The following is a 22,007-nucleotide window of genomic DNA, read 5'->3' as shown; positions in this document are numbered from 1 at the left end:
GCCACCGGCTGCGGTTCGCTGTCGATGTCCTTACGGATGCATCCATTATTCGGCCGGGCGACGGGGCGAAGCCATGGACACTGACGCGCGGTCAATCCGGAACTGTTCGGTCGATTTGTCTGCACAGTTTGGGCACTTGCGATCGCCTATCCGGTTTCGTCGACTGGCTTTCATCAACGGTGGTGTTCGTCTTAATGCAACTAACGGTCAAGCCCGCCTGCGTCGGCGAATGGGTGTCGACCGCCTGCCCGGGACGATCCATTCCGCTTCACAGAAGCTGGGGTGCGTTTCGGTCCGCCTGCTGCCGGATCGACGGGCCGGCACGGCCAACCGAAGCGGTGGCGATCTACGAACGCCCGCGCAGTGCGACGAAGACCACGCCTGCGATGGCCAGCAGGCCGCCGCAGGCCGTCGCGATGCCGGGCCGCTCGCCCGTCAGTACCATCGACAGCAGCGTCGCGACCGCCGGCGTTAGGTAGAGGAAGTTGGCCGCGCGGGCCGCGCCGAAGTAGCCGAGTGCGAAGGTCCAGGTCGCATACCCCAGCGCGGCGGGGAACACGCCGAGCACCACGACGGCCAGCGCCGTGTAGCGGGACCCGCCGGCGAGCGACCCGAGCGCGCCGGGCAGCCAGGGCGTGAGCAGCACCGCGCCGGCCAGCAGCGTGTATGCCGTGCAGGCCAGTGCGCCGTACACGGGAATCAGCCGCCGCTGCAACACGAAATAGCTGGCGGAACACAGCGCCGCGCCGAGGATCAGCGTGCTGCCCGAGCCGAGCACGAGGCCGCCCGGCTGCCCTTGCGCGATCACCGCGATGCCGGCGAGGCTGACCAGCGAACCGAGCCATCCCCAGCGGTTGAAGCGCTCGCGCAGAAACACGGCGGCCAGCAGCGCGGTGAAGATCGGCAGCGTATTCACGATGAAACTCGCCGCGCCGGCCGACACGGTCTGCTCGCCGGTATTGAGCAGCGCGTTGTACAGCGCGATGCCGAGAAAACCGCACGCGACGAAGCGCAATGCGTCGCCTTTCGCCGGCAGCGGTGGCCGCCGCCACGCGAGCCACGCGATCACCAGCAGCGCCGCGGTCGCGAAACGTGCCGACGCGAGCTGCAGCGGTGCGAGGCCGTGCAGGCCGATCCGGATGAACGGGAATGCGGATGCCCACGAGACGATCGTGAACGCGACCGCGCCTGCCGCGACGAGCGGTTGTCGCGCGCCGCGCGACGTCGATGAGGAAAGGGTATTCATGCAGCCATGGTGCGGCGTCGCGAGATGTTAAGCTAGCGCACAGATCAACACGCGGATATGAATATGGTTCACAGCTCGGGTTCGCGTCGGGCTGACGATCCGGCGCGTGCGCGCCCGGTCGTGGACGTGCTGCCGGTTGCCGCGTCGGCGCCCGGCCCGCGGCCGCCGCTCGCGAGCCTGGAGACCGTCTGCACGGTGGCCCGCGAGGGTTCGTTTCTCGCGGCCGCCGATGTTTCCGGCGTCACGCACGGTGCGATCAGCCGGCGGGTGGCCGCCGTCGAAAACTGGCTCGGGATGGCGCTGTTCGAGCGGCATGCGCGCGGCGTGCGCCTGACGCCGGACGGGCAGCGCTTCGTCGGCCGGATCGAGCAGGCGTTCGCGATCATCGACGGCGCGGCCGATCAATGGCGCTCGCCGCGTACGCCGCGGCTGGTCCGGATGAGCGTCGTGCCGGCGTTCGCGCAGCTCTGGCTGTTCGAGCGGCAGCATGCGCTCGAAAGCGAAGCCCCCGCGCTGCGTATCGAGCTCGGCATCGAACTGCGCAACGTCGATATCGCCGGCGGTGAAGCCGATCTGTCGATCCGGTACGGGCGCGGCAACTGGCGTCAGCTCGAAACCCGTGCGTTCATGCCGGAACGGCTGTACCCGGTGGCGCATCCGCGGCTTGCCGAGCAGCTGGCGAAGGCGCGCCGCCGGGCGGGGGACGCCGCGCTGCTCGACATGCCGTTGCTGCACGATTCCGACGTGACGGGCTGGCGCACCTGGTTCGACGGGCTGGGCATTCCGTTCAAGCCGCGGGTGCAGGATCGCCGGTTCGAGGATTACAACCTCGTCCTCGCGGCGGCCGAAGCGGGCCTCGGCGTGGCGCTGGCGCGGACCCCGCTCGCGGATACGTACCTGACGCGCAGCGCGCTTGTTCGCGTCAGCCGGCATGAAGTCGATTCGCAGCTCAGGTATCACTTCGTGCATGCGAAGGGCGAGAGTCGGCCGGAGGTGCTGGCGTTGATGGAGCGGATGGTGAAGGCGTTGGGGTAGGCACGCGCCTTGCCGTGGATGCGATCGACCGTGCGGTGCCATTTCTGCCAGCTCGACCGTCGTCGCCAGATCGTTACAATGCAGCCGCGGAATACGGTGAGATCGCCACGGTGAGGCAGAATCGTGCCTTCGGCCGGTGGCGGGCCACTCTTCAATCATTGCAGTACGGGTTCAAATCTGTTGAAAAGGGAACCGATGAATAGACCAGACAAGTCGTCGAAAGCGCGTGCGGCGCTGGACCAGCTGTTTTCGGGCATGGCGCCCGCGGACGCGACGCGTACTTCGCCGCGCCCCGGCAATCCGTTCGAGGCGGCGGACGACGAGGTGTCCAGTGCATCCGGCGGCCGTGGCCGCGTCGAAGTCACGCTGTCGACCCGAATCCAGCTGCGCGGTTATCCGAGCGCCGACGCGTTCATGAAGCGCATGGCCGAAGCGTGGGGGCTGGAATGGGGGACGTACGACAGCATCCGGGCCGTGGCGACGCTGCCGGCCGGATGGCGCTCGCGCCGCCTTCCGGAAGTCACGCAGATCGTCGACGAACATGACGTGCTGCGCGCCGAGAGCAGCCTGCAGGGCGGCGAGATGTCGTATCTGAAGGTGCACCCGCGCTACTACATCGATGCACGCAAGCGTTTCGGCTGGAGCAAGTCGTCGAAGGCGTCCGACGATCCGGATCTGGACGGTCCCGACTGGAACTGCTTCGTGATCGACCGCGAAAAGTCCGTCGAGGTGCACGAACTGACGACGTCGTCGCTGAAGGCCGACATGGACAACGCCCGCGCGACGTTGCTGAAGTGGCTCGACGAGCACTATCCGAAACATCGCGACCCGTTTGCATACTGGTCGGATTGCGACCGCGCGCTGTAAGGTTGCACGGCGGCGCGACGCATCCGCCGCTTGCCATGGTGGACGACCATTGAAGCAAATCAGTCCGGTCCCGATTCTCTGGGCAGCCTTCGGCGCGGCCGTCGGATCGACCGTCATCGAGTTGCTGCTGTGGGCAATTGCCGGCGACGATGCCGTCCGGAATCTGTTGCGCGACGCACGCCTCACGGCCGCGATCGTGATGGGGCGCAGCGTGCTCGGTTCGTCCGGCGGCTTCGATCCGCTGGTCATGGGCGTGGCGACGCTCGTGCATGCGGCGCTTTCGCTGGTCTATGCGGCCGTGCTGGCACGGCTGGCCCACGGATTGTCGCTTCGCGCCACGCCGCTTGCCGGCGGCGCATTCGGCCTCGTCCTGTACGGCGTCAACCTGTACGCCTTCACGGCAATCTTCCCGTGGTTCATTCCGGTTCGCGGCGCGATCACGCTGATCGCTCATCTGGTATTCGGGGTCACGGCTGCGGCAGTCTACTGCGTCGCCCGGCGCGAGACGGGGCGCTGATCCCGGCATCGATTGCCGAGGGTGCCTGCCCCCGTCATCCGTATCCCGACCCCTGGAATAACCTGGCGCGCCGTGTCGTTTAGCCGTCAGGAGACCCCGGTGCGAAGCGAAGTAGCGGCGAGCGGTGATCGCCGCGCGACGAATCGTGCGCAAGCAAAACGGTGTGTCGGGCGTCGTTGGCGACGCTCGGGATCAAATGGTCGGGGGCAACGCAGGAGCCGATCATGTGCAACTTGTTTCGATCCGCGACAGGCATCGTCTGTCTCGGCCTTGCCGCGTCCGTCTTCGCGCAAATGGCTGACGATCCGGCGGAGAACGGCGCGAACTGCCGCGCGATCGTCGCGCAGGCGGACATCGACGGCACGCGGCAGCAGATCGTGGGGCGCGCGTGCCTGCAAGGCGACGGTACGTGGCAGATCGTGCAAGGCCCCGACGGCAGCGTGCTGTGGTATCCGGCGGCGGCCTACCCCTATGCCGATCCGTGGTACTGGGGGCCGCCGCTGTTCGTCGGAGCGGGCGTGAGCTTCATCTTCGTCGATCGTTTCCGGCGTTTCCACCGCTTCGATCACGTCGATCACTTCAATCCGATCGAGCATCGCCGCTTCGGCGCCCCGATGGGCGCGGGGTTCCGCCATGGCTCGTTTCCGGTCGGTGCGACTCGCGGATTGGGCGGCATGCGGCGACATTAGACGGCGATTGACCGGTGTCGCGATGCCTATTCGACCCTGGACGGTATGCGGCGACTGTCCAGGTCCTTCAGTGCCGGAAAGACGCTGCGGTCCCATGAACCAAGGCCGTACGACTGCCACAGTATTTTCCGTCTGACGAAAATTTCGAACGTGGGCGTCGGTGGCGACAATTTTTCGAGGCGCTGTCGCCGCTCGAACAACCATCGGACGATCGGCGGATAGTCGTCGACCGTTTCGGCGGACGCAATGGTATCGCGTTCCACGATGAAAAGATGCACGTCCGGGTGCGCGTTGGCCCAGGATTCGAATTCGCCTTTTCCGCCCAATGAACCTGCCCACCGCTGGCAAAAAACGCAATCCTTTGCCGCGTGCACGATCAGGACGATCGGTTCGTGCTCGTGCACGTCTGCTGCGCGAATGCGGTCAGCCCAGGTGACCTTCGATTGCGGTTCGGACGCGCTCTTGCCGACGCTGGCGTCCGATTCGTCACTGGCCAGCGCCATGTGCGGAGTCGCAAGCATCAGCGACGCCAGTACCCAGACAGTAGCCATCCTGTGCTGCGACCACCGCAGATGTGCCATGTTCGTGCTCCCGTGCGGGACAGCCGGTATCGATCGACGAAGCGACGCGGACGACCCTGAAATCAGTGTAGTAGCCGGGAGCGCGGTGCGGTATTCCGCTCCGCGCGAGACGACCGGGCGCTTACAGGATCGACGCGAACCGGGGCACGCGAAGCAGGAGACCGGCAACCAGGTAGCACGCGACGCAGGCGACGCTGCCGGTCACGGTGAATTTCAGGAACGGGTTCGCGGGCACGTGCCGCCACGCGAGGGCGACACCGACCAGCACGGGCGGATGGATGATGTAGATGGCATACGCGCGTCGCGACAGTGGCCGCCATGCGCCCGTCAGCCGGTCGAAGCAGCGCTGAAAGCGGTCGACGAGAAACAGGATCGCCCCCCAAGCGACCAGCGGTTCCCAGAACGCGTAGATCACCGCCTGAGGACGGCCGCGCCACGTGGGAACGTGCTTCGCGAGCAGGTAGGCGAGCGGCAGCACGGGCAGCGCCAGCAGCGCGATGCGCGACCACAGCCGGACCTGCCGTGCCGGCAGATGCGCGATCCAGTGCACGCGCGCTGCCCGGCAACCGGCCGCGTACAACACGACGTAACTCGCGAAGTAGCCGAGTTGCAGTCCCCATACGTTGGTACCTATCGGCCACCGGGACCGCAGCGCCAGTGCCGCGATACCCGTGAACCACGCTGCGATGGCCAGCGTCCTGTCGGAAGGGCCGCGGGCGGAGCGGTCCATATCGTGTGCGACAGCGCGCGGGAAGGGGGGGTACAGCAGGGCCGCCGCCACGCTGAAAATCAGCAACGCCTCGGCGAACCACATCGGTCCGTTCTCGAACGTGCCGGTTCGCCACAGATGTTCCAGCGTCTTCGCGAACGGGTGGCCCGCGCCAGACTGTGCGAGGGCGATCGTTACGGGGCCGATCAGGACGCCGTATATCAGCAACGGCAGCCCGAGCCGGAGAAACCGGTCGGCCAGGAAACGGACGGTGCCCTTGCGCGCGATCGACGGCGGCGTGTAATAGCCCGCCAGGAAGAAGAACAGGCCCATGAAAAATGCCTGGTTGATCGCGCAGAAGAGCGTCAACAGCGCGGATTCGACCGACGGCCCGGCGGCCACTTCGTGGTAGTACCACCCGCCGAGTGCGCCGTACGTGATCGCGCAGTGGTGAAAGACCACCAGCAACGTCAGGCAGGCCCGCAGTGCGTCGAGGCCGGCATTTCGATGCACGGCAACTGCCCCGTCTTGCTGAAACGCCAGGTTGACCGGAACGTCGTGAGCGCTCATCGCCTCGCCTGCGTGGTTGGTCCGTCATGACCCGCCTGACGACGATCGTTGTCGCGATGACGCGTGCGCATCCGGCGGGCGTACAGATCCGTACCCTACGCCGTTGTGCTTACAACCTTCCAACAAGCCGTTTTACCGCTGGTGCGGTACCCGGTCAGTCGAGTTTCCCGCGCAGGTCGTCGAACGGAATCATCACGTGCGTGCGATACGCGGGCCGCGCCTTCAGGCGTTCGTACCACGCTTGCACGTGCGGGATGTCCGGCCGTGCGATGTCGAGTTCGAAGTAGCGATACAGATGCGTGCCCGCCGCGATGTCGGCGAGCGTGATCGTGTCGCCGGCGAGAAACGGCTGCCCGGCCAGCACCGCGTCGAGCAGTCGGAAATACTGCGCGCATTGCGCGATGCTCTGCTCGACGCGCGCGGTGTCGCGCTGCTCGGGCGGCGTCCGGAAGTAGCCGCGGAACACGCCGTTGAGGAACGTGGGCTGCAGCGTCGTCTGCGCCCAGTCCATCCAGCGGTCGGCGCGCGACTGTTCGGCTGGGTCGTCGTGCCAGAAGCCGGGGTGCCCGTAACGCGCGGCGAGGTAGCGCAGGATGCTGTGCGATTCCCATACGACGGACCCGTCGTCGTCGATCAACGGCACGCGTCCATGCGGATTCATCGCGAGAAACTGGGGCGTGTCGAGCACGCCGAACCGGCCGCCGGCCGGCACGTGCCGATGCGCGAGCGCGAGTTCGCCGACGAGCCACATCACCTTCTGGACGTTGAACGCGTTGCGTCGTCCCCATACCGTCAGCATGCCGGTCTCCTTGCGTCGTGTGGAATCGGAAGTCGGACAGTGTAAACGCCGCAGGCGTGCACCGCGGTGCGCGCCTGCCGAGTGTCCGTCGCGCTCCCGTCGAAAAAGGCGATCCACCCGGGTCATCGCGGGCTTGATGTGCCCCCATCCGTTTTTTACTATGAGGGAAACGCGCCCGCACGTGCGCCCAAACCACTTCCGAGGGCCTCAATGCAATCCAGGTCGGCTGCTCCCTATACTGTCGTCGTCATGGGTATCGTGATCGCCTGCGCGTTGATGGGCCTGTGCGTGCTGCAGTTGTTGCAGAGCCGTAATGATGCACTCGACCGGGCCCGCGAGACCTCCCGCAATCTGGGCCTGATGGCCGAACGCGACATCGAGCGCAACGTCGAACTCTACGACCTTTCGCTGCAGGCGGTGCTTCACGGTCTGCAGCGCACGGACGTGATGAATTCTTCCGCGAGCCTGCGCCGCGCCGTGCTGTTCGATCATGCGATGACAGCGCAATTTCTTGGCTCGATGCTGGTGCTCGACGCTGGCGGAAACATCGTCCTGGATTCCGCCAACGACGTGCCGCGCCAGGGAAATTTTGCGGATCGCAAGTACTTCACCGTCCATCGCGACAATCCCAATGCAGGGCTTTACGTCAGTGACCCATTCGCATCGCGGTTGCGGGGCGGATTGCTCAGCATGGTGCTGTCGCGGCGAATCTCGAACCCCGACCGCTCGTTTGGCGGCGTCGCGCTGATTGCGATCAACCTCGAGTACTTCCGGCAGCTGTTTGCCGGGCTGTCGCTCGGGCAGCACGGCTCGATGTCCCTGATCGGCAAAGACGGCATATTGGTGATGCGTTACCCGTACGACGTGCACCTCATCGGCCGCGACATCAGCAAGGCCGCGACATTCCGGCGCTTCCAGACGGCATCGGAGGGCTCGTTTTCCGAAACGGCGTCGATCGACGGGGTGCGTCGTCTCTATTATTTCAAGCACCTGCCGAAGCTGCCGCTGATCATCATGGTCGCGGAGGCGGAACAGGACATCTATGCAGGCTGGCGGCACCGCGCGGTAACGATCGGCGCGCTGGTGGCCACGTTCGGCGTCGCTTTTATCGTCGTGTCGATCATGCTCGGCGCACAACTGCGGCGTCGTATGCGGGCGGAGTCCGAACTGGTGCTCCTGGCACGCACGGACGGGCTCACTGGCTTGAACAATCGGCGCAGCTTCGGGGAAGTGCTGGACCGCGAATGGCGCCGCGCCCGCCGCGCTCATTCCGTTTTTTCCCTGCTGTTTGTCGACGTCGACCGCTTCAAGGCGTACAACGACACGTACGGCCATCAGGCGGGCGACGACGCGCTGGCGGCTGTTGCCCGCTGCATCGGCGACAACATCCGCCGCCCGGCAGATACCGCGGCTCGCTACGGTGGGGAAGAATTCGTCGTGCTGTTGCCCGATACGCCGCCAACGGGCGCCGCGCAGATCGCCGAGCGCATTCGTGCGGCCATCGATGAATTGGCGCTCGAGCATGCTGGCAGCGAATACGGGCGCGTCACGGCCAGTATTGGCCTGGCAAGCTGGACACCGGAGCAGGAAGGGGAGGCTGGCGCCGTGATCAAGGCAGCGGACGAGGCGCTGTACTACGCGAAGGCAACCGGCCGGAACAAGGTCGCCGCCTTTCAGCCCCGGCCCGATTGAGGCCGGGATGACGTACCCCTATTTTTGTTCGAACCGGCGTGGAGTCCGAGGTAAAAACCCGCTGCTTGGCATCGTGCGCCCAGGCGAACTGCCTGGGCGACAGGTTGCCGATCGAATCGGACGGGGACGCGTATGTCCTGTAACCGCGGCGGCGTTGCGCCGATGGCCGGACTTCCTGCGTCGAGAAACAACCTCGGGACGCTGCACAACTAGCGGAACGCCCGCATCTGCCCCATCATCATCTGCAGCATCTTGTTGGCGGCCACGGAGAGCTTGCGGCCCACGCGCGTGACCATATGCGCCTCGGCGTTCTCGAGGATCGGATGCGCGATCTCGATCGCGAACAGCTCCTTGGCTTGCAGCTCGGCCGCCACCGCGAAGGCGGGCATCACCGAGATGCCGAGTCCCGATTTCACGAACTCCTTGAGGATTGCGAAGGAGTTGGTGGTGACGACCGGTCCGAGCCGCACGCGCTCGGCGTACTCCACGGCCTCCATCATCTGCCGCGTGCCGTAGGACGGGTGCGTGGCCGCCAGCGGGTAGGTGGCGAGCTGCTGCACCGTCAGTACCTTGTGGGTGCGGCGCGGAAAGTCGGGGCCGACGATCGCCATCATCGGCTGCCGCTTCGAGGCGCGCGACACCAGCTTGGGCTCGGCGGGTGGGTTGTAGACCAGGCCGATCTCGCCCTCGTCGTTCGAGATCTTGCGGATCACGTCGTTGGTGCTGCCCACGTCGAGGTTGACGCGGATCCCGGGGAACTGCCGGCAGAACTGCTGCATCGGCCCGGCCAACAGGTCCGAGACGAAGCCCTCGCCGAGCACCAGGCTGACCTCGCCGGTCTTGAGGCCGCGCAGTTCCTGCAGGCGCGAGAGCAGGTCGTCGCGGTGCGCGAGCTGCTCGCGGAAATACTCGATCACGCAGCGTCCCGCCTCGGTGGGCGTCACGCCGCGCGCGTGGCGCTCCACCAGGGTGGCGTCGAGCTCCTTCTCCAGCAGCCCGATCTGGCGGCTCACGGCCGAGGGCGCCACGTCGAGCCAGTCGGCCGCGGCGCGGATCGTGCCGCAGCGCACGGCCTCGTAGAAATAGACGATCCGGCTGTCGGTAAGGGTGTCGCTCATGATCCAGGTGTTCTAAAAAAGAGAACAATATCAATATTGGAGTTGATTGATTATACGGGTCGCCGGACCGAACATCGTGGCCATGCAAGGCGGGCGCACGCTGGCGCGCCGGCCTCGAACCAACAGCTATCAGGAGTCGTCGGATGAAAACGGTGGGCGTGATCGGTCTGGGCAACATGGGGCGCGGCATGGCGGGTTCGCTGCGGCGCGGCGGCTACACGGTGCTCGGCTACGACGCGGCGCCTGGCGTGGCGCTCGCGCTGGCCGGGCAGGCGGTGCTGTCGGCGCGCGATTCGGTGGCCGAGATCGCGCGCGATGCCGACGTGCTGCTGCTGTCGCTGCCGACCTCGGCGGTGGTCGAGGCGGTGGTGCTGGGCGCGGGCGGCGTGCTCGAGAACGCCAGGCCGGGCAGCATCGTGATCGATACCACCACGGCCGATCCGGACAGCACGCGGCGCGTGGCGGCGGCCCTGGCCGAGCGCGGCATCGGCTTCGTCGACGGCCCGGTGAGCGGCGGCCCGAAGGGCGCGGCCACCGCCACCATGACCATGGTGCTGGGCGGCTCGGACAGCGACATCGCGGCCATCGAGCCGATCCTCGCGGCGATCAGCGCGAAGCGCGTGCATGTGGGCCCGGTGGGCGCCGGCCACGTCACCAAGCTGCTCAACAATCTGCTGACCGGCGTGCACCTGCTGGCCGCCAGCGAGGCGGTGCGCACCGCGCGCGCGGCCGGCGTCGATCCGGAAAAGCTGGTCGAGGCGCTCAACGGCGGCTCCGGCCGCAACAGCGCGACGCTGACCAACTACCCGACCTGGATCTTCAACGGCAAGTTCGATTCCGGTTTCACCATGAAGCTGATGCGCAAGGACGTGCGGCTCGCGCTGGGCCTGCTCGACCAGTTCGACAGCGTCGCGCCGGTGGCGCGCGAGGCGGCGCGTGTGTGGGCCGCCAGCGAGGTGGCCGTCGCCGACGGCGAGGACTTCAACCGCATCGTCGACTTCGTCGACCCTGCCTGAGGCCGGGTAGCCCGCGCCGCGATCCCGCTCGACCCCTATACGGAAACCTGACATGACCCAGCACGCAGACCAGTTGCTCGCCGCCTTCGCGCATTTCTTCCCCGGTGCCGCCACGATCGGCTCGTATATCGACGGCGAACTCGTCGCCGGCCAGGGCGACACGATCCAGCTTTACGATGCGGCGACGGGCGAGGCCACGCTCGCCTATCGCGACGCCGGCGCGGCCGTGATCGACCATGCCGCCGAAAGCGCGCGCCGCGCGCAGCGCGAATGGTGGGCGCTCACGCATGCCGCGCGCGGTCGCGTGATGCAGGAGGTGGCGCGTGCGATCCGCGCCGAGGCCGAGGCGATCGCGCGGCTGGAGGCGCTGGGCTCGGGCAAGCCGATCCGCGACTGCCGCGGCGAGGTGGCGAAGGTCGCCGAGATGTTCGAGTACTACGCGGGCTGGACCGACAAGTTCTACGGCAGCGTGATCCCGGTGCCGACCTCGCACCTCAACTACACGCGCCGCGAGCCGGCCGGTGTCGTGCTGCAGATCACGCCCTGGAACGCGCCGGTGTTCACCTGCGGCTGGCAGGTGGCGCCCGCGGTGGCGATGGGCAATGGCGTGCTGCTCAAGCCGTCGGAGCTGACGCCCTTCACCTCGCTGGCGGTTGCCCAGCTCGGCGAGCGGGCCGGGCTGCCGCGCGGTCTGGTCAATGTGCTGGCCGGTTTCGGTCACACCGCCGGGCAGGCCGCGATCGCGCATCGCGTGGTGAGCAAGGTGGTGTTCGTCGGCTCGCCGGCCACCGGCGCGCGCATCGCCGAGGCCGCCGCGCGCCGTGTGCTGCCCTGCGTGCTGGAACTGGGCGGCAAGTCGGCCAATATCGTGTTCGCCGATGCCGACCTCAAGCGCGCCGCGCTGACCGCCCAGGCGGCGATATTCGCCGGCGCGGGCCAGAGTTGCGTGGCCGGCTCGCGCCTGCTGGTGCAGCGCGCCGTCTACGACGAATTCGTTGCGATGGTGGCTGCCGGCGCGAAGAAGATCCGTGTCGGCGCGCCGCTCGACGATGCGACCGAGGTGGGCCCGATCAACAATCGCAAGCAGTACGACCATGTGATGTCGATGATCGCGCGCGGCGTGGCGGAGGGCGCCACGCTCGCCAGCGGCTCGGCCGAGCGCGTCGAGGCGGGTCGCGGCGGCTATTTCGTGGCGCCCACCGTGCTGGCCGGCGTGTCGAACGCGATGGAGGTGGCGCGCACCGAGATCTTCGGGCCGGTGGTGGCCGCCATCCCGTTCGACACCGAGGACGAGGCGATCGCGATCGCCAACGACACCGACTTCGGCCTGGCCGGCGCGGCCTGGACCACCGACGTGGCGCGCGCGCATCGCGTGGCCGCGCAGGTGAATGCCGGCACCTTCTGGGTCAACGGCTACAAGACCATCAACGTCGCTTCCCCGTTCGGCGGCTACGGCATGAGCGGCTACGGCCGCTCGAGCGGGGTCGAGGCGCTGTACGAATACACGCAGACCAAGAGCGTGTGGGTCGAGACGGCCGAAGCGCCGCCCACCGCGTTCGGTTATCTGTAACTACCGGCCCGCATTCGACGGCAGCCGGGCTTCAAGGGGAGATTCGTGATGGAACACGCACTGGGTATCGAGCGCCGCGAGCTGGGCGGCGCGGCCACCGCCAAGGTCCTGCTTTACGCGGCCGGCATCCTGCTGATCGCCGAATGGATCGGCTCGTTCACGTTCAAGCTCGGACCGGGCAAGGTCGTGCTGCTGCCGATGATCTGGGCGCTGCTGCTCGGTGCCGCGGTGGGGCTGGCCAGTGCGCGCTGGAACAGCAGCGCGCGCCTGAGCGTGCCGGACCAGTTCTTCGCGGCCGCGATCCTGCAGCCGGCGCTGCTGCTGTTCGTCTCCAAGCTCGGGCTGATGGTGGGCAGCGCGCTGCCCAAGCTGGCTTCGGCGGGGTGGGCGCTGGCCTTCCAGGAATTCGGCCACTTCGTCGGCACCATCCTGCTCGGCCTGCCGCTCGCATTGCTGCTCGGCATCAAGCGCGAAGCGATCGGCGCGACCTTCTCGGTGGGCCGCGAGCCGAGCCTGGCGATCATCGGCGAGAAGTACGGCATGGATTCGGCCGAGGGCCGCGGCGTGCTGGCCGAGTACCTGACCGGCACCGTGTTCGGTGCGGTGTTCATCGCCGTGTTCGCGGGTTTCGTGAGCAGCCTCGGCATCTTCGATCCGCTTGCGCTGGCGATGGGCTCGGGCGTCGGCTCGGGCAGCATGATGGCGGCCGCCTCGGGCGCGATCGCCGCGCAGCAGGACCCGGAGACGGCGAAATCGGTGCTCGCCTTCGCTGCGGCCAGCAACCTGATCACCACCACCATCGGTACCTACTTCACGCTGTTCATCTCGCTGCCGCTCGCGGTCTGGGGCTATCGCGTGCTGGAGCCGCTGATCGGCCGCACCACCAAGGCTTCGGCACAGCCCGAGGCGGCCAGCCCGTCGCTCGGCGAAGTGCGGACCGAGGCGCCCGCGCTCGGCTACGGCGGCAAGCTGCTCGCCTGGATCGTGACGGCCGCGATGGCGCTGGTGTGCGACTGGATCGCGCACGGCACCACACCGCTGGTGGGACTGCCGGGAATGGCGATCATGGTGTGCGCGACGATCGTCGGCGATGCGCTGGCGCGCGTGACGGGGCGACGGATTCCGGCCGTCTGCTGGGTATCGGTGGTGGCGATGTTCCTGACCTCGCCGTGGTGCCCGTGGGCTTCGCAGATCGCCGCGCTCGGCTCGCACAACGATTTCCTCGGGGTGACCACGCCGATGCTGGTGTTCGCGGGGCTGTCGATCGCCAAGGACATCCCGGCCTTCCGCCGGCTCGGCTGGCGTATCGTGCTGGTGTCCTTCGTGGCGAATGCCGGCACCTTCATCGGCGCGACCCTGGTGGCGCAGCTGTTCCATATCTGATGCCTCGCGGCGTGGCGGCGGGCGCCATGGACCGGCCCGCCGCCAAGCCGCGACGACCGACAAGCACGTACCCATCTGCATGAAATTGATCGATTCCATCGTCGCGCATACCGACGAACTGACGGCGATACGCCGCGACATCCATGCCCATCCCGAGGTGGGCTACGACGTGTTCCGCACCGCCGAACTCGTCGCCGAGCGGCTCGAGCAATGGGGTTATGCCGTCACGCGCGGTGTCGGCCGCACCGGCGTGGTCGGCACCTTGAAGCGCGGCGGCAGCGCGCGCGCGATCGGCCTGCGCGCCGACATGGATGCGCTGCCCGTGCAGGAGGCCAACACCTTCGCGCATCGTTCGACGGTGCCCGGCGCGATGCATGCCTGCGGCCACGACGGGCACACCGCCATGCTACTGGGGGCCGCGCGCCATCTGGCGCGGCATGGCGAGTTCGACGGCACCGTGCAGCTGTTTTTCCAGCCGGCCGAGGAGGCGGGCGGCGGCGCGCGCGCGATGATCGAGGACGGCCTGTTCGAGCGTTTCCCGGTGGATGCCGTGTTCGGGCTGCACAACTGGCCCGGCATCGCGGCGGGCGATTTCGCGGTGCGGCCGGGGCCGCTGATGGCCTCGACCAGCCTGTTCCGGATCAACTTGCGCGGTGCCGGCTGCCACGCGGCCATGCCGCACCTGGGCCGCGATCCGGTGTTCGCGGCGGGGCAGGTGCTGAGCGCGCTGCAGGGAATCGTCACGCGCAACCGAAATCCGGTCGACGGCGCGGTGCTGTCGGTCACCCAGGTGCATGCGGGCGAGGCGATGAACGTGGTGCCGACCGACGCCTGGCTCGGCGGCACGGTGCGGACCTTCTCCGATGCGACGCTCGACCTGATCGAAACGCGCATGCGCGCCGTGGTGGCTGCGACGGCCGCGGCCTTCGATTGCGAAAGCGAGGTGGATTTCCAGCGCCAGTATCCGGCCACCGTGAACGATGCCGAGCAGACGGCGGTGGCGGTGGCGGTGATGCGTGAACTGGTGGGCGACGCGCATGTGAACGCCGCCGTCGATCCGACCATGGCGGCGGAGGATTTCTCGTTCATGCTGCGCGAGAAGCCGGGTTGTTATGCATTCCTCGGGAATGGCGCGGGCGATCATCGCGTGCATGGGCACGGCGGCGGGCCTTGCCTGCTGCATAACGCCAGTTACGACTTCAACGATGCGTTGCTGCCGGTGGGGGCGAGTTATTTCGTGAGGTTGGTGGAGCGGGTCCTGGGGCGGTAGGGACGCGGTGCTGACTTGTCGGGGCCGACCGCGACCGGGCGCCGCGCACCGAGGTGGCGGGGCCGCGGTCTTGCCGTTGCCCCGCTGCCCGTCGATCGGGTTCGCGTACGCTTTCGCGCGGTCGCGCGCCGTTGAGTTTCGCTGCGTCAGGCGCCGAGCAGGCCGCGTGCGGCCAGATTGGCGTACAGGGCGCGCACGCCGAAGGTCCAGGGGGCAATCGTCGTGCAAAGCTGTACGGTATTGACGAGTGCGCCGAGCGTGGGCGTCGAGATGGTGACGCGATCGCCCAGGTGATGCGTGAACCCGCCGCCGGGCGCGTCGCGGTCCTGGATCGGCGAGAACATCGTGCCCAGGAACAGCATGAAGCCGTCCGGATACTGGTGATGCGCGCCGCAGGTTTGCGCGACGAGGTCGGCAGGGTCGCGGCTGATCTCGCGCATGTGGCTGATGCCGTCGAGGACGAAACCGTCGTCCGCGCCTTCGACGCACAGCGACACGCTGGCCTGCCGCACGCTGTCCAGCGTGAAGCCGTCGTCGAACAGCCGCACGAACGGGCCGATCGCGCACGAGCCGTTGTTGTCCTTGCACTTGCCAAGCAACAGCGCCGAGCGGCCTTCGATGTCGCGCAGGTTCACGTCGTTGCCGAGCGTGGCGCCGACCGGCGCGCCGGCGCTGCTGACCGCGAGCACGATCTCGGGCTCCGGGTTGTTCCACACCGACACGGGCAGCAGGCCCACCTCCGCGCCGAAGCCCACCGCGGACATCGGCTGCGATTTGGAGAACACCTCGGCGTCCGGGCCGATTCCGACTTCCATGTATGGCGACCACGCGCCGCGGCGCTCGAGTTCGGCCTTCAGGCGCAGGGCGGCTTCCGAACCGGGAACGATCCTCGACAGATCGGTGCCGATGGTCGCGGCCAGGGTGTCGCGCACGTCCCGCGCCTTGGCCGGATCGCCGCCGGCTTGCTCCTCGATGACGCGTTCGATCAGGCTGACGGCGAAGGTGACGCCGCAAGCCTTGATGGCCTGCACGTCGCACGGTGCGAGCAGGTGCGTGGCGCCGGACGTGCCGTCCAGTGCCGCCTGCAGCAGCGGCTCGACGCGGCCCAGCGATTCGCCGGGGGCCGCGCGCGCGATGGCGACTGCGTCGGGGCAGTCGAACAGGTCCGCGGTGGTCGGCACGGTACGCGTGATGTCGAACATCTCGCCGCCGCGCACGGCAACGACGCTCGGGCCCGCGTGGGCGCCATCGTGCCGCCAGACGCGGCCGATCAGCAGCGCGTGTGCGAGGTCGTGCGGCAGGCAGTCGGAAACGGAAAGTGTACGCATGGTCAGCTCGGTGGGAGTCGTGGACGGTTGGATCGGCGGGATCAACGAGATCAGTGGGAGTGGCGCGGGTTGCCGCGCTGCTCGATGACCTTCAGGTACAGCGTGGCCGGTTCGAGGCAGCCGCCGGTGGACAACTGGCCCACGAACCGGCGATAGAGTTCCTGCCAGGGCGTCTGCGCCTGCGGGACGGTGAAGCGGGCAGTTTCGCGGCGGCGTGCGAGTTCCTCTTCGTCGACGAGCACGTCGACGCTGCGACGATTCAGATCCACGCGGACGCGGTCGTTCGTGCGCAGCAGGGCCAGGCCACCGCCGACCGCAGCCTCCGGCGACACGTTCAGGATCGACGGGCTGGCCGACGTGCCGCTCTGGCGTCCGTCGCCCAGGCATGGCAGCGACGTCACGCCGCGCTTCACGAGGTCGGCAGGCGGAGCCATGTTCACGACTTCCGAACTGCCCGGATAACCGACGGTACCGCAGCCCCGGATCACCAGGATGCAGCGTTCGTCGATGTTCAGCTGCGGGTCGTTGATGCGGGCGTGATAGTCCTCGGGGCCGTCGAAGACGATCACGCGTGCCTCGAAGGTGTTCTCCGCGCCCGGCTCGGCAAGGTAGGTTTGACGGAAGGCTTCGCCGATCACCGACATCTTCATGATGGCGCTGTCGAAGAAATTGCCTGACAGCACCATGAAGCCGGCGCCGTGTTTGAGCGGCGCTTCGGGCGTACGGATCACGTCGCGATCGGCGTCCTGCGCCGCGTCGGCGATCTCGCCGATCGCGCGGCCGGACACGGTCAGGCAGTCGCGCCGCAGCAGACCGGCCGAATCGAGCTGGCGCAGCACGGCGGGCACGCCGCCGGCGCGGTGGAAGCTCTCCCCCAGGTATTCGCCGGCCGGCATGCAGTTGACGAGCAGCGGCACGGATTCGCCGAAGCGCTGCCAGTCGTCGAGGCTCAGTTCCACGCCCATGTGCCGCGCGATCGCGATCAGGTGTGGCGGGCAGTTGGTCGATGCGCCGAGCGCGGAGGCGACCACGATGGCATTCTCGAACGCCGCGCGCGTCATGATCCGCGACGGGCGCAGATCTTCGCGCACGAGCTCGACGGCGCGCTTGCCGGTGGCGTAAGCCATCTGACCGCGTTCGCGATAGGCGGCGGGGATGCTCGCACATCCCGGCAGCGACATGCCGAGCGCCTCGGCCAGGCTATTCATCGACAGCGCCGTGCCCATGGTATTGCAGTGGCCGATCGACGGCGACGAGGCGGTGGTCAGCTGCATGAAGCCTTCGTAGTCGATATCGCCGGCAGCCAGCAGGTTGCGCGCGTGCCAGATCACGGTGCCCGATCCGACCCGCTTGCCTGCATGCCAGCCGTCGAGCATCGGTCCGCCCGACAGGACGATCGCGGGCATGTCCACGGTGGCCGCCGCCATCAGGCAGGCGGGCGTGGTCTTGTCGCATCCGGTCGTGAGGACCACGCCGTCCAGCGGAAAGCCATGCAGCACTTCCACGAGCCCCAGGTAGGCGAGGTTGCGGTCGAGCGCGGCGGTGGGCCGGCGGCTCTGCTCGGCCAGCGGATGGACGGGGAACTCCATCGGAATGCCGCCCGCGTCGCGGATGCCTGCCTTGGTGCGTTCGGCCAGCTCGAGGTGGTGGCGGTTGCATGGCGCGAGGTCACTGCCCGTCTGCGCGATGCCGATGACGGGACGTCCCGACTGCAGTTCCTCGCGCGTGAGCCCATAGTTCATGAAGCGCTCGACATAGAGCGCGGTCATGTCCGCATGCGCGGGGTCGTCGAACCATTCCTGGCTGCGCAGACGGCGAGGGGCTTGGGTCATGGCAGGCTGTCTCCGAAGGATTTGCTTGGTTTTGCGTGCCGGATAGTTACCGGTAACATGACGTCGATGTTAGCACGGGGTTTTCGCGTTGCGTAAGGGGATTCTCGAGCGAATGATGCAGGCAATGGAGATCGTGCGACGCACGGGCGCGGGTTTCCGGGGCGGTGAATGGCGTGCGCCGATACGCGTCGATCCTCGCAAGCGCTGCTCTCCGATGCGGCGCAGGTGCGCGTGATCGGCAGGGTGTGTATGCGGTCTCGCACGTCGCACTACCGCCGCGCCTCGATACGCAGCTGTTCCCGCACGAGCCGGCCAGCCTGTGCTTTCGGCCAGTTACGCGCTTTCCCGTGCGACGATCGTGTAGTCGATCCGGATGCGTTGCGACGCGCTCCGCTCGCCGCCATCGCGAGCTTGCAATGCCGCCAGCAACGCTTCGCCCGTGCGCAGGCCGATGCCGTACGCGTCGACCGACACCGTGGTAATGCTCGGGTGGCAGCATGCGGCCACCTCGAAGTTCCCGAAGCCGGCCACGGCCATGTCCGCGGGCACGGACAGCCCGCGCCGATGGCATTCCATGATGGCACCGAACGCCGACATGTCGCTCACGCACATCACCGCGTCGGTGTCGGGCCACGTCTCCAGCAGGGCGGCCATCGCAGGCCCACCGTGGCTCATGGTGATCGGTGATTCGCCGAGCCGCACGATGCGCGGCTCACCGAATCCCAGCGCCTTGATCTCCGCCTGATACCCCTTGAGCCGGTCCAGGCCGCGGCGATCCAGTTCGCTGGCGCCGCCGAGAAAACCGATGCGCTGGTAGCCGCGCTCCGCCAGGTGCCGCACCATCGCACGCGCGGCCCGCACGTTGGAGAAGCCCACGGCGGTGTCGATGGGATGCGTGGGCAGGTCCCACATTTCGACGACGGGAATGGCCGAGCGTTGCAGCACCTGGCGCGTCGCATCGGTGTGCTGCGCACCGGTCAGCGCGATGCAGCGCGGCTGGTGACGCAGCATGGAGCGCACCAGCCGTTCTTCACGTTCCAGGTCGTAGTCGGTGTCGCCGAGCAGCAGTTGCAGGCCATGCGGTTCGAGCGCATCGGTGAGGCCGCGCACGGTGTCGGAGAAGTTGGAACTCGACAGCGACGGCACGAGCACCGCGACGAACGCCGAGCGCCCCGACGACAGCGCACCCGCGGCCGCGTCGGCCACGTAGCCGAGCTGGTCGATGGCCTTGCAGACCCGCGCGCGCGTTTCGGCAGCCACGCTGTGGCCGGCGAGCACGCGCGACACCGTCATCTTCGATACGCCGGCCAGGCGCGCTACGTCGGACATGCGGGGCGGTCCGGCAGGCCGGACGGCGGTGGGGCTTGGCATCGGAATGGCGATCCGGGAGAGAAATCAGTCAAGGCTACATCATACCGGTGCGAAATACCGTGCAGGCCGCCGGCGTCCGTTGCGACCGTGGCTCCACTAGGGAAACTCCCCGTTCACCAGCACTTGAACTCGCCTGTCCCGACATGCTAACTTGGTTATGTTACCGGTATCAGATCGCCGATGGTTCCCGTTGCCTCGTCGGCGTTTTTTTTGCGACGGATTGTTATCGGTAACATCCACGCATCATCGAACTCGCAGGTACGAAGAAGACCTACACAATCAGGAGACAAACCGATGCCGTCCATTACGCAGACCGCTGTCGCACCGGCCGCGGCCGCCTCTTCGGAAGACGCCCTATATCGCAAGGTCATGCGGCGCGTTCTGCCATTGCTGCTGCTGTGCTACGTCGTGGCGTACCTGGACCGCGTCAACGTGGGCTTCGCCAAGCTGCAGATGCTCGACGACCTGAGCCTGAGCGATGGCGTCTACGCGTTCGGCGCCAGCATATTCTTCTGGGGCTACTTTCTGTTCGAGATACCCAGCAACCTGCTGCTGCACCGCTACGGCGCGCGCTTCTGGATTGCGCGGATCATGATCACCTGGGGCATCGTGTCGTCGTCGATGGCCTTCATCGTGCCGCTCGCGCAGTTCTTCCACGTGCAGACGTCCACGATGTTCTATACGTTGCGCTTCCTGCTGGGCCTGTGCGAAGCCGGCTTTTTCCCCGGCGTGATCCTGTACATGAACTACTGGTTTCCGGCGCGCCGCCAGAGCGTGGCCATGTCCGGCTTTCTGGTGGCGATCCCGCTGAGCCTGACGCTCGGCAGTGTGGTGTCCGGCTGGCTGATGGAACAGACGCATGGCCTGGCGGGCATGAGCGGCTGGCAATGGATGCTGCTGCTGGAAGGGCTGCCGTCGATCGTGGTGGCGTTCATCGTGCTGGCCTGCCTCGGCGACGGCCCGCAGTCGGCGAAGTGGTTGTCCGCCGACGAAAAGGCCGTGCTGTCGCGCAACCTCGAATCCGAGGCCGCGCACAAGTCGCACAGCATCGGCGCCGCGCTGCGCAGCCCGCGCGTCTGGCTGCTGACCTTCATCCTGCTCACCTTCAATACCGGCTTCTACGGACTGGCGTTCTGGCTGCCGTCGATCATTCGCGCGTCGGGCGTGCAGAGCCCGCTGCATATCGGTCTGCTTACCGCCATTCCGTATCTGACGGCGATCTTCGCGATGGTGTGGAATGCATCGCACTCGCGCAAGACCGGCGAACGCCGCCTGCACGCGGCGATTCCCGCGCTGATCGGCGGCGTTGGCCTGATCATGAGCGCGGCGTGCGCGCAGCACGTGGCGTTGTCGATACTGTTCCTGACCATCGCCACCTGCGGCATTCTGGCGCTGATGCCGATTTACTGGACCTTCCCCGGCCAGATCCTGTCCGGCACGGCCGCGGCCGCGGGCATTGCGCTGATTAACTCGGTGGGCAACCTGTCCGGCTTCACGGGCTCGATGATTACCGGCATCGCCAAGGAAATGACCGGCAACATCAACAACGGCACCTATGCGCTGGGCACCTGCCTGCTGGTCAGCTGCGTGCTGATCGCGCTGATTCCGCGCGCCATCCTGCAGCCGCCGGCCAGGCTGTAGGTACTTCGCGGACAGTCTCGTACGCGGTCGTCGCGGCGAGCCTGATCGCGCGATCGATCGCCTTGTCAAGCACGTGCCGGGTGAGCAGATCGATGATCGGTGTGCCAACCACGCTGACGAGCACGGGATGCCGCGGCAATCCGACGAGCAGACAATGCCCGAGCGTTTCCACGACGGTTCCCGTGCCTTGAATGATTCGGCCCCCCCTCAGGCCGCATTCCGTGGCGTGAGACCTGCAAGTCGGGATGAACGGGAGTCGCCGCTGGTTCGCCGGACGAAATCAGTCGCCACATTGGCGACCATGCAGCCCGAGGTGCAACTGGACCAGCCACGCCCGGCGGCAGTCGTCGGCGACCAGCACTTTGACGCCGGGGTTTTCGCTCGATTCGATCTTGCGCGCCGCCACGGCGGCATCGACCGCACGCAGCGCCCACCGCCGCAGCAGCATCATCACCAGAAGCGCCACGGTGACGGTGCCGCCCTGATAGAGCAACGCTGGTGCACCGCTTTCGGGCACGCCGAACAGCAGGCCGACGCTCAGACAGGGGAGGCTGGCCATGCCGTCGAAACCGAGAAGAGCACGATGTTTGCGCGCGGCGCCGTTGCGGTGCGGGGTTTCATGACGCGCAGGTTCTCCGCGGGATAGACGTGATCGCCATGCTGAGCGTGCATGGCTTACCCGACACTGACATGATCCGCAATCTTCAACCAAGGCCGATACCGCGGGGGAAGTGCTCGCGGATGCCTGCATGAAGCACGCGCGCCATCGTGAT

19 protein-coding genes are annotated in these 22,007 nt (G+C 67.3%); 10 read left to right on the top strand and 9 right to left on the bottom strand.

What is annotated here, in order from left to right; translation table 11 throughout:
* Positions 1-346 precede the first annotated feature (346 nt).
* Positions 347-1,246 (bottom strand): DMT family transporter, encoded by a 900-nt coding sequence (locus VXM69_RS38220; protein WP_367190528.1) that lies wholly within the window; start codon positions 1,244-1,246, stop codon positions 347-349.
* Between the two features lie 57 nt (positions 1,247-1,303).
* On the opposite strand from VXM69_RS38220, the gene VXM69_RS38215 reads away from it, so the two are divergent.
* The 4 genes from VXM69_RS38215 (at position 1,304) to VXM69_RS38200 (ending at position 4,354) form a co-directional block, all read left to right on the top strand.
* On the top strand, positions 1,304-2,281 hold the full coding sequence (locus VXM69_RS38215) for a LysR substrate-binding domain-containing protein (protein ID WP_059562249.1): 978 nt from the start codon (positions 1,304-1,306) through the stop codon (positions 2,279-2,281).
* A gap of 195 nt (positions 2,282-2,476) precedes the next feature.
* On the top strand, positions 2,477-3,148 hold the full coding sequence (locus VXM69_RS38210) for a hypothetical protein (RefSeq protein WP_034192000.1): 672 nt from the start codon (positions 2,477-2,479) through the stop codon (positions 3,146-3,148).
* Positions 3,149-3,197: 49 nt separating this feature from the next.
* On the top strand, positions 3,198-3,665 hold the full coding sequence (locus VXM69_RS38205) for a hypothetical protein (RefSeq protein WP_034191999.1): 468 nt from the start codon (positions 3,198-3,200) through the stop codon (positions 3,663-3,665).
* A gap of 224 nt (positions 3,666-3,889) precedes the next feature.
* On the top strand, positions 3,890-4,354 hold the full coding sequence (locus VXM69_RS38200) for a hypothetical protein (RefSeq protein WP_367190527.1): 465 nt from the start codon (positions 3,890-3,892) through the stop codon (positions 4,352-4,354).
* Between the two features lie 26 nt (positions 4,355-4,380).
* On the opposite strand, the gene VXM69_RS38195 is transcribed toward VXM69_RS38200, so the two are convergent.
* The 3 genes from VXM69_RS38195 to VXM69_RS38185 form a co-directional block, all read right to left on the bottom strand.
* Entirely contained in the window at positions 4,381-4,905 is a 525-nt protein-coding gene (locus VXM69_RS38195) for a hypothetical protein (RefSeq protein WP_367190526.1), read from the bottom strand.
* A 151-nt stretch (positions 4,906-5,056) separates the two neighbouring features.
* Positions 5,057-6,214, bottom strand: a complete 1,158-nt coding sequence (locus tag VXM69_RS38190; protein WP_226252525.1) for an acyltransferase — start codon at positions 6,212-6,214, stop codon at positions 5,057-5,059.
* 154 nt (positions 6,215-6,368) lie between these two features.
* Positions 6,369-7,013, bottom strand: coding sequence for a glutathione S-transferase family protein (locus VXM69_RS38185; RefSeq protein WP_367190525.1), 645 nt, complete (start codon positions 7,011-7,013; stop codon positions 6,369-6,371).
* A 210-nt stretch (positions 7,014-7,223) separates the two neighbouring features.
* Here VXM69_RS38185 and VXM69_RS38180 point away from each other — a divergent pair, with 210 nt between their 5' ends.
* A complete protein-coding gene (locus VXM69_RS38180) occupies positions 7,224-8,705 on the top strand; it encodes a diguanylate cyclase (protein WP_367190524.1) in 1,482 nt (493 codons plus the stop codon).
* A gap of 209 nt (positions 8,706-8,914) precedes the next feature.
* Here the strand turns inward: VXM69_RS38180 and VXM69_RS38175 are convergent, their stop codons facing one another.
* Positions 8,915-9,823 carry a LysR family transcriptional regulator gene (locus VXM69_RS38175; RefSeq protein ID WP_034191993.1) on the bottom strand — a complete coding sequence of 303 codons (909 nt, stop codon included), beginning with the start codon at positions 9,821-9,823 and terminating at the stop codon, positions 8,915-8,917.
* Between the two features lie 143 nt (positions 9,824-9,966).
* Between VXM69_RS38175 and VXM69_RS38170 the strand changes: the two genes are divergently transcribed.
* The 4 genes from VXM69_RS38170 (at position 9,967) to VXM69_RS38155 (ending at position 15,062) form a co-directional block, all read left to right on the top strand.
* On the top strand, positions 9,967-10,839 hold the full coding sequence (locus VXM69_RS38170; RefSeq protein WP_034191992.1) for an NAD(P)-dependent oxidoreductase: 873 nt from the start codon (positions 9,967-9,969) through the stop codon (positions 10,837-10,839).
* Between the two features lie 52 nt (positions 10,840-10,891).
* On the top strand, positions 10,892-12,409 hold the full coding sequence (locus VXM69_RS38165; RefSeq protein WP_367190523.1) for an aldehyde dehydrogenase: 1,518 nt from the start codon (positions 10,892-10,894) through the stop codon (positions 12,407-12,409).
* Between the two features lie 48 nt (positions 12,410-12,457).
* Positions 12,458-13,792: a DUF3100 domain-containing protein gene (locus VXM69_RS38160; RefSeq protein WP_034191990.1), complete on the top strand. Its 1,335-nt coding sequence runs from the start codon at positions 12,458-12,460 to the stop codon at positions 13,790-13,792.
* 79 nt (positions 13,793-13,871) lie between these two features.
* Positions 13,872-15,062, top strand: a complete 1,191-nt coding sequence (locus tag VXM69_RS38155; protein ID WP_034191989.1) for a M20 aminoacylase family protein — start codon at positions 13,872-13,874, stop codon at positions 15,060-15,062.
* Positions 15,063-15,208: 146 nt separating this feature from the next.
* Here the strand turns inward: VXM69_RS38155 and VXM69_RS38150 are convergent, their stop codons facing one another.
* The 3 genes from VXM69_RS38150 to VXM69_RS38140 all read right to left on the bottom strand — a co-directional run bounded on the left by VXM69_RS38150 (position 15,209) and on the right by VXM69_RS38140 (position 19,593).
* A complete protein-coding gene (locus VXM69_RS38150; RefSeq protein WP_367190522.1) occupies positions 15,209-16,390 on the bottom strand; it encodes a fumarylacetoacetate hydrolase family protein in 1,182 nt (393 codons plus the stop codon).
* 50 nt (positions 16,391-16,440) lie between these two features.
* A complete protein-coding gene (locus VXM69_RS38145; protein ID WP_367190521.1) occupies positions 16,441-18,222 on the bottom strand; it encodes an IlvD/Edd family dehydratase in 1,782 nt (593 codons plus the stop codon).
* 333 nt (positions 18,223-18,555) lie between these two features.
* A complete protein-coding gene (locus tag VXM69_RS38140) occupies positions 18,556-19,593 on the bottom strand; it encodes a LacI family DNA-binding transcriptional regulator (RefSeq protein WP_367190520.1) in 1,038 nt (345 codons plus the stop codon).
* A 294-nt stretch (positions 19,594-19,887) separates the two neighbouring features.
* On the opposite strand from VXM69_RS38140, the gene VXM69_RS38135 reads away from it, so the two are divergent.
* Complete coding sequence (locus tag VXM69_RS38135) at positions 19,888-21,234, top strand: MFS transporter (RefSeq protein ID WP_034191985.1); 1,347 nt, start codon at positions 19,888-19,890, stop codon at positions 21,232-21,234.
* A 280-nt stretch (positions 21,235-21,514) separates the two neighbouring features.
* On the opposite strand, the gene VXM69_RS38130 is transcribed toward VXM69_RS38135, so the two are convergent.
* Positions 21,515-21,793, bottom strand: coding sequence for a hypothetical protein (locus VXM69_RS38130; RefSeq protein WP_367190519.1), 279 nt, complete (start codon positions 21,791-21,793; stop codon positions 21,515-21,517).
* Between the last annotated feature and the right edge of the window lie 214 nt (positions 21,794-22,007).

It is taken from the genome of Burkholderia sp. Ed8 (assembly GCF_040761425.1).
Taxonomy (GTDB): Bacteria; Pseudomonadota; Gammaproteobacteria; order Burkholderiales; family Burkholderiaceae; genus Burkholderia; species Burkholderia seminalis.
This window is presented reverse-complemented; position numbering and strand designations above follow the sequence as displayed.

Bases quoted from the DNA above. Each gene is read 5' to 3' on its own strand.
- VXM69_RS38155 (WP_034191989.1), top strand. From the start codon at position 13,872: ATGAAATTGATCGATTCCATCGTCGCGCATACCGACGAACTGACGGCG.
- VXM69_RS38135 (WP_034191985.1), top strand. From the start codon at position 19,888: ATGCCGTCCATTACGCAGACCGCTGTCGCACCGGCCGCGGCCGCCTCT.
- VXM69_RS38210 (WP_034192000.1), top strand. From the start codon at position 2,477: ATGAATAGACCAGACAAGTCGTCGAAAGCGCGTGCGGCGCTGGACCAG.
- VXM69_RS38145 (WP_367190521.1), bottom strand. From the start codon at position 18,222: ATGACCCAAGCCCCTCGCCGTCTGCGCAGCCAGGAATGGTTCGACGAC.
- VXM69_RS38185 (WP_367190525.1), bottom strand. From the start codon at position 7,013: ATGCTGACGGTATGGGGACGACGCAACGCGTTCAACGTCCAGAAGGTG.
- VXM69_RS38130 (WP_367190519.1), bottom strand. From the start codon at position 21,793: ATGGCCAGCCTCCCCTGTCTGAGCGTCGGCCTGCTGTTCGGCGTGCCC.
- VXM69_RS38195 (WP_367190526.1), bottom strand. From the start codon at position 4,905: ATGGCTACTGTCTGGGTACTGGCGTCGCTGATGCTTGCGACTCCGCAC.
- VXM69_RS38140 (WP_367190520.1), bottom strand. From the start codon at position 19,593: ATGCCAAGCCCCACCGCCGTCCGGCCTGCCGGACCGCCCCGCATGTCC.
- VXM69_RS38160 (WP_034191990.1), top strand. From the start codon at position 12,458: ATGGAACACGCACTGGGTATCGAGCGCCGCGAGCTGGGCGGCGCGGCC.
- VXM69_RS38150 (WP_367190522.1), bottom strand. From the start codon at position 16,390: ATGCGTACACTTTCCGTTTCCGACTGCCTGCCGCACGACCTCGCACAC.
- VXM69_RS38190 (WP_226252525.1), bottom strand. From the start codon at position 6,214: ATGAGCGCTCACGACGTTCCGGTCAACCTGGCGTTTCAGCAAGACGGG.
- VXM69_RS38215 (WP_059562249.1), top strand. From the start codon at position 1,304: ATGAATATGGTTCACAGCTCGGGTTCGCGTCGGGCTGACGATCCGGCG.
- VXM69_RS38175 (WP_034191993.1), bottom strand. From the start codon at position 9,823: ATGAGCGACACCCTTACCGACAGCCGGATCGTCTATTTCTACGAGGCC.
- VXM69_RS38180 (WP_367190524.1), top strand. From the start codon at position 7,224: ATGCAATCCAGGTCGGCTGCTCCCTATACTGTCGTCGTCATGGGTATC.
- VXM69_RS38165 (WP_367190523.1), top strand. From the start codon at position 10,892: ATGACCCAGCACGCAGACCAGTTGCTCGCCGCCTTCGCGCATTTCTTC.
- VXM69_RS38220 (WP_367190528.1), bottom strand. From the start codon at position 1,246: ATGAATACCCTTTCCTCATCGACGTCGCGCGGCGCGCGACAACCGCTC.
- VXM69_RS38170 (WP_034191992.1), top strand. From the start codon at position 9,967: ATGAAAACGGTGGGCGTGATCGGTCTGGGCAACATGGGGCGCGGCATG.
- VXM69_RS38200 (WP_367190527.1), top strand. From the start codon at position 3,890: ATGTGCAACTTGTTTCGATCCGCGACAGGCATCGTCTGTCTCGGCCTT.